Annotated in this window: 8 protein-coding genes; all 8 read left to right on the top strand. The window is 40.6% G+C overall.

Translation table 11 applies throughout. From position 1 onward, the window contains the following. The first annotated feature begins 123 nt into the window (after nt 1–123). The 8 genes from HT703_RS06235 (at nt 124) to HT703_RS06200 (ending at nt 8,280) form a co-directional block, all read left to right on the top strand. Nucleotides 124–744, top strand: a complete 621-nt coding sequence (locus tag HT703_RS06235; protein WP_000855698.1) for a hypothetical protein — start codon at nt 124–126, stop codon at nt 742–744. Between the two features lie 189 nt (nt 745–933). Continuing rightward, nucleotides 934–1,377: a tRNA (adenosine(37)-N6)-threonylcarbamoyltransferase complex ATPase subunit type 1 TsaE gene (gene tsaE, locus HT703_RS06230; RefSeq protein WP_050261833.1), complete on the top strand. Its 444-nt coding sequence runs from the start codon at nt 934–936 to the stop codon at nt 1,375–1,377. Continuing rightward, nucleotides 1,367–1,885, top strand: a complete 519-nt coding sequence (locus tag HT703_RS06225; protein WP_138707959.1) for a GNAT family N-acetyltransferase — start codon at nt 1,367–1,369, stop codon at nt 1,883–1,885. Before tsaE ends, HT703_RS06225 begins: the two co-directional genes overlap by 11 nt. A gap of 7 nt (nt 1,886–1,892) precedes the next feature. Further along, entirely contained in the window at nt 1,893–2,909 is a 1,017-nt protein-coding gene (locus HT703_RS06220; RefSeq protein ID WP_000239276.1) for an LCP family protein, read from the top strand. 83 nt (nt 2,910–2,992) lie between these two features. Continuing rightward, on the top strand, nt 2,993–4,249 hold the full coding sequence (locus tag HT703_RS06215; protein WP_000642684.1) for a competence/damage-inducible protein A: 1,257 nt from the start codon (nt 2,993–2,995) through the stop codon (nt 4,247–4,249). Between the two features lie 54 nt (nt 4,250–4,303). Next, nucleotides 4,304–5,470, top strand: a complete 1,167-nt coding sequence (recA, locus tag HT703_RS06210) for a recombinase RecA (RefSeq protein WP_172929982.1) — start codon at nt 4,304–4,306, stop codon at nt 5,468–5,470. Between the two features lie 114 nt (nt 5,471–5,584). Beyond that, complete coding sequence (locus tag HT703_RS06205) at nt 5,585–6,955, top strand: MATE family efflux transporter (protein ID WP_054392727.1); 1,371 nt, start codon at nt 5,585–5,587, stop codon at nt 6,953–6,955. Nucleotides 6,956–7,329: 374 nt separating this feature from the next. Further along, complete coding sequence (locus HT703_RS06200; RefSeq protein WP_000401884.1) at nt 7,330–8,280, top strand: N-acetylmuramoyl-L-alanine amidase family protein; 951 nt, start codon at nt 7,330–7,332, stop codon at nt 8,278–8,280. Nucleotides 8,281–8,407 lie beyond the last annotated feature (127 nt).

The following is an 8,407-nucleotide window of genomic DNA, read 5'->3' as shown; positions in this document are numbered from 1 at the left end:
TTTGATTTTCATTGAGTAGTAGTCTCTCATGTTTGTTTAGCGTCTAAAAGAGACATTTGAGAAGATTGAAAACAGTTCTCTCTTTTCTCCTAGTATAATGATTGGTAGGAAGGGAGAGAAAAGATGAAAACAATGAGAATCTTATTTTTGTTAGCTTTAATTCAAATCAGTTTGAGTAGCTGTTTTCTATGGAAGGAATGCATCTTGTCCTTTAAACAAAGTACAGCTTTTTTCATCGGAAGTATGGTCTTCGTTTCAGGAATCTGTGCTGGAGTAAATTATCTTTATACCCGTAAGCAAGAAGTCCATAGTGTCCTAGCCAGTAAGAAGTCAGTGAAGCTTTTTTACAGTATGTTACTCTTAATTAATTTATTAGGAGCTGTCCTTGTCTTGTCAGATAACTTGTTCATTAAAAATACGCTGCAGCAAGAATTAGTTGACTTTTTATTGCCATCCTTTTTCTTTCTATTTGGGCTAGATTTGCTGATTTTTTTACCCTTGAAAAAATACATGCGCGATTTTCTTGCTATGCTAGACAGAAAAAAGACAGTGTTGGTGACTATTTTAGCAACACTTCTCTTTTTAAGAAATCCAATGACCATTGTCTCTCTTCTGATGTATATTGGACTGGGTTTGTTTTTTGCAGCCTATCTTGTCCCAAATTCGGTCAAGAAGGAAGTTTCCTTTTATGGTCATATTTTCCGAGATCTTGTATTGGTCATTGCTACGCTCATTTTCTTTTAGAGAAAGCTTGTTTTTATGGATGTTATGATGGTAATACTCTTCGAAAATCTCTTCAAACTACGTCAGCGTCGCCTTGCCGTACTCAAGTACAGCCTGCGGCTAGCTTCCTAGTTTGCTCTTTGATTTTCATTGAGTATAAGTTTAGCAGGAAAATAGACACAAAAGAAAAGTTTTTGGTATAATAAGAGTATGTACACAAAAAATGAAGAAGAGCTACAATCCTTAGGGGAGCGTTTGGGTCATCTATTAGCAAAGAATGATGTTTTAATCTTAACTGGAGAACTGGGTGCAGGTAAAACGACCTTTACTAAAGGACTTGCTAAAGGTTTACAGATTTCTCAAATGATTAAAAGTCCAACCTATACTATCGTAAGAGAGTATGAGGGGCGTCTTCCGCTTTTCCATTTAGATGTTTATCGTATTGAAGGAGATGCGGATTCTATCGACTTGGATGAGTTTCTCTTTGGTGGCGGAGTGACTGTCATCGAGTGGGGAAATCTCTTAGGAGATGCCTTGCCAGATACTTATTTAGAATTGGAAATTCTAAAAGAAGAAGACGGTCGCAGATTACATTTCCAAGCAAAGGGGTTGCGTGCAGAAAAACTCTTAGAGGAGCTTCAACATGGAGTATGAATTGCTCATTAGAGAAGCAGAGCCTAAAGATGCAGCTGAATTAGTGGCCTTTTTAAATCGTGTGAGTTTGGAGACAGATTTTACCAGCTTAGACGGAGATGGTATTCTCTTGACCAGTGAGGAGATGGAAATATTCCTCAACAAGCAAGCTAGTTCGGACAATCAGATAACCTTACTTGCATTCTTAAATGATAAAATTGCTGGTATTATAAATATTACAGCTGACCAGCGCAAGAGAGTCCGTCATATTGGAGATTTCTTCATTGTGATTGGAAAAAGATATTGGAATAATGGCTTGGGAAGTTTGTTGCTAGAGGAAGCGATAGAGTGGGCACAAGCAAGTGGCATTCTGCGTCGTCTCCAGTTGACTGTCCAAACTCGTAATCAAGCAGCAGTCCATCTTTATCAAAAGCATGGTTTTGTAATTGAAGGTCGCCAAGAGCGTGGAGCATATATAGAAGAAGGGAAATTTATCGATGTTTACTTGATGGGTAAACTGATCGATTAGTAGAAATATGGTTAAAAAAATTATTGGAATGGTGCTAGCTTTACTTTCTGTAACTGTAGTAGGAGCAGGTATTTTTGCTTATACTATTTATCAACAAGGGACAGAAACCTTAGCTAAAACCTATAAAAAAATCGGCGAAGAAACCAAGGTTATTGAAGCGACTGAACCTTTGACTATTCTGTTAATGGGAGTGGACACCGGAAATGCTGAACGAACTGAAACTTGGGTCGGTAGAAGTGATAGCATGATCTTGATGACAGTGAATCCTAAAACGAAAAAAACAACGATGATGAGTTTAGAGCGGGATATTCTGACTCGCATTGAATCAGGGAATGGTCAGGTTCATGAAGCGAAACTGAATTCAGCATATGCAGATGGTGGAGCAGAGCTTGCTATAGAAACCATTCAAAAAATGATGAATATCCATATTGATCGCTATGTGATGGTCAATATGAAAGGGTTACAAAAACTAGTGGATGCAGTAGGTGGTATTACAGTCAATAATACCCTAGGTTTCCCAATTTCTATCAGTGACCAAGAAGAATTTAATACCATTTCTATCGGTGTTGGGGAGCAACATATTGGGGGAGAAGAAGCCCTAGTCTATGCACGAATGCGTTACCAAGATCCTGAGGGGGATTATGGTCGTCAAAAACGTCAACGTGAAGTTATTCAAAAAGTCATGGAAAAAGCTCTCAGTTTAAATAGTGTTGGTCATTATCAAGAGATTCTAAAAGCTTTGAGTGACAATATGCAGACCAATATTGATTTGTCTGCAAAAAGTATCCCTAACTTGCTAGGCTATAAAGATTCATTTAAAACCATTGAAACTCAGCAGTTGCAGGGTGAAGGAGAGATGCTTCAAGGTGTTTCTTACCAGATTGTTTCGAGAGCCCATATGTTGGAAATGCAAAATCTACTCCGACGTTCTTTGGGACAAGAAGAAGTCACTCAGCTTGAAACCAATGCGGTCTTATTTGAAGATTTATTTGGCAGAGCACCTGTTGGTGATGAAGATAATTAACTTTTGATACAAATAAAAAATCAATCGTGGGAAATTTCCTGCGATTTTTTCAAAAAAATACGAATAGATAGGTAGGAGGAAACATGAAAGCAGAAATCATTGCTGTTGGAACAGAGATTTTGACAGGACAGATTGTCAACACTAATGCTCAGTTTTTATCAGAAAAACTAGCAGAGATTGGGGTAGATGTATATTTTCAGACGGCTGTAGGAGACAACGAAGCCCGTCTCTTGTCTTTGCTTGAGATTGCCAGTCAACGTAGCAGTCTGGTGATTTTGACAGGTGGTTTAGGGCCGACTGAGGACGATTTGACCAAACAAACTCTGGCTAAATTTTTAGGGAAAGAATTAGTCTTCGATCCTCAGGCTCAGGAGAAGTTAGATGTCTTTTTCGCCCAGCGACCAGATTATGCCCGAACACCGAATAACGAAAGACAAGCCCAAATTGTAGAAGGAGCGACTCCACTGCCAAACGAAACGGGGCTGGCTGTGGGAGGAATACTAGAAGTAGATGGAGTGACCTACGTTGTCCTTCCTGGTCCGCCAAGTGAATTGAAGCCTATGGTCTTAAACCAACTTCTACCCAAGTTGATGACGGGGAGTAAGCTGTATTCCCGGGTTCTTCGTTTCTTTGGGATTGGCGAGAGCCAGTTGGTGACGATTTTGGCTGATTTAATTGATAATCAGACCGATCCGACCTTGGCACCTTATGCCAAGACAGGAGAGGTAACCTTGCGTCTGTCAACAAAGGCTAGCAGTCAAGAAGAGGCGAATCAAGTGCTGGATATTTTGGAACATCAAATCTTGGATCGCCAGACCTTTGAAGGACTTTCTTTACGAGACCTTTGTTATGGTTATGGGGAAGAGTCCAGTTTAGCCAGCATTGTGGTAGAAGAACTGAAAAAACAAGGGAAAACCATCACGGCTGCAGAGAGTTTGACGGCAGGTCTTTTCCAAGCTAGGGTAGCGGATTTTTCAGGAGCTTCAAGTATATTTAAGGGTGGTTTTGTGACCTATAGCTTGGAGGAAAAATCAAAAATGTTGGATATTCCTGTCAAGGATTTGGAAGAACAGAGTGTGGTATCTGAATTTACAGCACAGAAGATGGCTGAGCAGGCACGAAACAAGACTCAATCTGATTTTGGAATTAGTTTGACTGGAGTGGCAGGGCCAGATAGCCTAGAAGGGCATCCAGCTGGGACAGTCTTCATAGGCTTGGCTCGAGAGCAAGGAACTGAGGTTATCAAGGTCAATATTGGAGGCAGAAGTCGAGCAGATGTACGTCACATTGCTGTTATGCATGCCTTTAACCTAGTTCGCAAGGCTTTATTAAGTGACTAACTTTTGATATAATAGTAGATAGGTCTGAGGATCATTAGAATGTAGGAGAATAGAATGGCGAAAAAACCAAAAAAATTAGAAGAAATTTCAAAAAAATTTGGGGCAGAACGTGAAAAGGCCTTGAATGATGCTCTTAAATTGATTGAGAAAGACTTTGGTAAAGGATCAATCATGCGTTTGGGTGAACGTGCGGAGCAAAAGGTGCAAGTGATGAGCTCAGGTTCTTTAGCTCTTGACATTGCCCTTGGTTCAGGTGGTTATCCTAAGGGACGTATCATCGAAATCTATGGACCAGAGTCATCTGGTAAGACGACGGTTGCCCTTCATGCAGTTGCACAAGCGCAAAAAGAAGGTGGGATTGCAGCCTTTATCGATGCGGAGCATGCCCTTGACCCAGCTTATGCTGCGGCCCTTGGTGTTAACATTGACGAATTGCTCTTGTCACAACCAGACTCAGGAGAGCAAGGTCTTGAAATTGCAGGAAAATTGATTGACTCAGGTGCTGTAGATCTTGTCGTGGTCGACTCAGTTGCGGCCCTTGTACCTCGTGCGGAGATTGATGGAGATATCGGTGATAGCCACGTTGGTTTGCAGGCCCGTATGATGAGTCAGGCCATGCGTAAACTTGGTGCTTCTATCAATAAAACCAAAACAATTGCTATCTTTATCAACCAATTGCGTGAAAAAGTTGGGGTCATGTTTGGAAATCCAGAAACAACACCTGGCGGACGTGCTTTGAAATTCTATGCTTCAGTCCGCTTAGATGTTCGTGGTAACACACAAATTAAGGGAACTGGTGACCAAAAAGAAACCAATGTCGGTAAAGAAACTAAGATTAAGGTTGTAAAAAATAAGGTAGCTCCACCGTTTAAGGAAACCGTAGTTGAAATTATGTACGGAGAAGGAATTTCTAAGACTGGTGAACTCTTGAAGATTGCAAGCGACTTGGATATTATCAAAAAAGCAGGAGCTTGGTATTCTTACAAGGATGAAAAAATCGGTCAGGGTTCTGAGAATTCTAAGAAATATTTGGCAGAGCACCCAGAAATCTTTGATGAAATTGATAAGCAAGTCCGTTCTAAATTTGGCTTGATTGATGGAGAAGAAGCTTCAGAACAAGATACTGAAAACAAAAAAGATGAAGCAGTTCAAGTAGATTCTGTGAATGAAGAAGTGACACTTGACCTAGGCGATGAACTTGAAATCGAAATTGAAGAATAAGCTGTTAAAGTAGTGGAGAAATCCGCTACTTTTTCGATTTTTGATTCAAGATTTCAGATTGACTATAGTTTGCTGTTTCTTGTGGCTCCACTAGAAAGCTGATGTAATAGCCTTATGAATAAAAAACGAACAGTGGACCTGATACATGGTCCGATTCTTCCTTCTCTCTTGAGTTTTGCCTTCCCAATCTTGCTGTCTAATATCTTTCAGCAACTCTATAACACTGCTGATGTCTTGATTGTTGGACGTTTTCTTGGACAAGACTCCTTGGCAGCGGTAGGGGCGACGACAGCGATTTTTGACCTGATTGTAGGTTTTACTCTTGGTGTTGGAAATGGCATGGGGATTGTCATTGCCCGTTATTATGGAGCTCGGAATTTCACTAAAATCAAGGAAGCAGTAGCATCCACCTGGATTTTAGGGGCTCTTTTGAGTGTTGTAGTGATGCTGCTGGGCTTTCTTGGTTTGTATCCTCTTTTACAGTACCTAGATACCCCTGCTGAAATCCTTCCCCAGTCCTATCAATATATTTCTATGATTGTGACTTGTGTCGGTGTCAGCTTTGCCTATAATCTTTTTGCAGGTTTGTTGCAGTCCATTGGGGACAGTCTAGCTGCCCTTGGATTTTTGATTTTTTCTGCTCTGGTTAATGTGGTTCTGGATCTCTATTTTATTACGCAACTGCATCTGGGAGTTCAATCCGCGGGACTTGCTACCATTATTTCGCAAGGTTTATCAGCGGTTCTTTGCTTTTATTATATCTGTAAGAGTGTGCCAGAACTTTTGCCTCAGCGCAAGTATTTCAAATGGGATAAGTCCTTGTACGCAGATCTCTTGGAGCAAGGTTTGGCTATGGGCTTGATGAGTTCAATTGTGTCCATCGGCAGTGTGATTTTACAGTCTTCTGTCAATACCTTTGGCGCAGTGATTATAAGTGCACAAACGGCGGCTCGACGCATTATGGCCTTCGCCCTTCTTCCGATGACTGCTATTTCTGCTTCGATGACGACCTTTGCTTCTCAGAATTTAGGTGCTAAGCGCCCAGACCGTATTGTTCAAGGCCTTCGAATCGGCAGTCGTTTAAGTATATCCTGGGCAGTTTTTGTTTGTGTTTTCCTCTTTTTTGCCAGTCCAGCCTTGGTTTCCTTCTTGGCTAGTTCGACAGATGGTTACTTGATAGAAAATGGAAGTCTCTATCTGCAAATTAGTTCAGCCTTTTATCCCATTTTGAGCCTCTTGTTGATTTATCGCAATTGTTTGCAGGGTTTGGGGCAAAAAATCCTTCCTCTGGTTTCTAGTTTTATCGAACTAATCGGGAAAATCGCTTTTGTGGTCTTGATTATCCCTTGGGCGGGCTATAAGGGAGTTATTCTTTGTGAACCCCTCATCTGGGTTACCATGACCATCCAACTGTACTTCTCACTGTTCCGTCACCCCTTGATAAAAGAAGGTAAGGCCATCTTGGCAACCAAAGTGCTCTCCTAGCTGTATTTGCTAATAAAATCCATTTCCTCTAGTGAAAATCGAAAAAATTTGTGCTGTTATCTTTAGTTTGGTCTTGAAAATAGTTTAACAGACTTTTGACTTCTTTTATATGATATAATAAAGTATAGTATTTATGAAAAGGACATATAGAGACTGTAAAAATATACTTTTGAAAAGCTTTTTAGTCTGGGGTGTTATTGTAGATAGGATGCAGACCTTATCAGTCCTATTTACAGTGTCAAAATAGTGCGTTTTGAAGTTCTATCTACAAGCCCAATCGTGACTAGGATTGTATTCTTTATGAGGTAGAAATAAAGGAGTTTCTAGCTCTGGATTGTAAAAAATAAGTTGTTTTAATTGATAAGGAGTAAAATATGGAAATTGATGTGAGTAAATTAAGAACAGATTTGCCTCAAGTCGGCGTGCAACCATATAGGCAAGTCCATGCCCATTCCACAGGCAACCGTAATTCAACGGTTCAAAATGAGGCTGACTACCATTACAGAAAAGATCCTGAATTGGGCTTCTTTTCTCACGTAGTCGGTAATGGTCGTGTTATGCAGGTAGGACCTGTTGATAATGGTGCCTGGGACGTTGGGGGCGGTTGGAATGCAGAAGGTTATGCACAAGTTGAACTGATTGAAAGCCATGAATCGAAAGAAGAGTTTCTGATTGACTATCGTCTCTATATCGAACTCTTGCGTAATCTAGCAGACGAGGCTGGGATACCTAAAACGCTTGATACTGCTGATTTAGCAGGTATCAAGACACACGAATATTGCACCAATAACCAACCTGACAACAACTCAGATCATGTTGACCCTTATCCTTATCTTGCAAGCTGGGGCATTAGTCGTGAGCAATTCAAGCAGGATATTGAAAACGGCTTGACGATTGAAGCAGGATGGCGACAGAACGATACTGGCACCTGGTATGTACACTCAGATGGTTCTTATCCAAAAGATAAGTTTGAGAAAGTTAATGGTACCTGGTATTACTTTGACGGTTCAGGATATATGCTTGCAGACCGCTGGAAGAAGCACACAGACGGCAACTGGTACTGGTTTGACCAGTCAGGCGAAATGGCGACAGGCTGGAAGAAAATCGCTGAGAAGTGGTACTATTTCGATGGAGAAGGTGCTATGAAAACAGGCTGGATCAAATACAAGGAGACTTGGTACTATCTTGATAGTCAAAATGGGGACATGGTTTCTAATGCCTTTGTCAAATCAAATGATGGCTGGTATTACCTTAAAGAAGATGGCACGATAGCAGAAAAACCAGAATTTACAGTCGAGCCTGAAGGCTTGATAACAGTAAAATAATAATGGAATGTCTTTCAAATCAGAACAGCGCATATTATTAGGTCTTGAAAAAGCTTAATAGTATGCGTTTTCTTGTGGAGATATTTCCTTCAATTTTTGCTACTATATTGTAACCGCCCAATAACGA

Source organism: Streptococcus sp. 3874 (genome assembly GCF_013276425.1).
Lineage (GTDB): Bacteria > Bacillota > Bacilli > Lactobacillales > Streptococcaceae > Streptococcus > Streptococcus pseudopneumoniae.
The sequence above is the reverse complement of the archived record's forward strand: the minus strand, read 5'-3'. Positions and strand labels throughout refer to the sequence as shown.

Excerpts from the sequence above, each read along its gene's own strand:
- HT703_RS06235 (WP_000855698.1), top strand. The coding sequence starts at position 124 with ATGAAAACAATGAGAATCTTATTTTTGTTAGCTTTAATTCAAATCAGT.
- tsaE (WP_050261833.1), top strand. The coding sequence starts at position 934 with ATGTACACAAAAAATGAAGAAGAGCTACAATCCTTAGGGGAGCGTTTG.
- HT703_RS06225 (WP_138707959.1), top strand. The coding sequence starts at position 1,367 with ATGGAGTATGAATTGCTCATTAGAGAAGCAGAGCCTAAAGATGCAGCT.
- HT703_RS06220 (WP_000239276.1), top strand. The coding sequence starts at position 1,893 with ATGGTTAAAAAAATTATTGGAATGGTGCTAGCTTTACTTTCTGTAACT.
- HT703_RS06215 (WP_000642684.1), top strand. The coding sequence starts at position 2,993 with ATGAAAGCAGAAATCATTGCTGTTGGAACAGAGATTTTGACAGGACAG.
- recA (WP_172929982.1), top strand. The coding sequence starts at position 4,304 with ATGGCGAAAAAACCAAAAAAATTAGAAGAAATTTCAAAAAAATTTGGG.
- HT703_RS06205 (WP_054392727.1), top strand. The coding sequence starts at position 5,585 with ATGAATAAAAAACGAACAGTGGACCTGATACATGGTCCGATTCTTCCT.
- HT703_RS06200 (WP_000401884.1), top strand. The coding sequence starts at position 7,330 with ATGGAAATTGATGTGAGTAAATTAAGAACAGATTTGCCTCAAGTCGGC.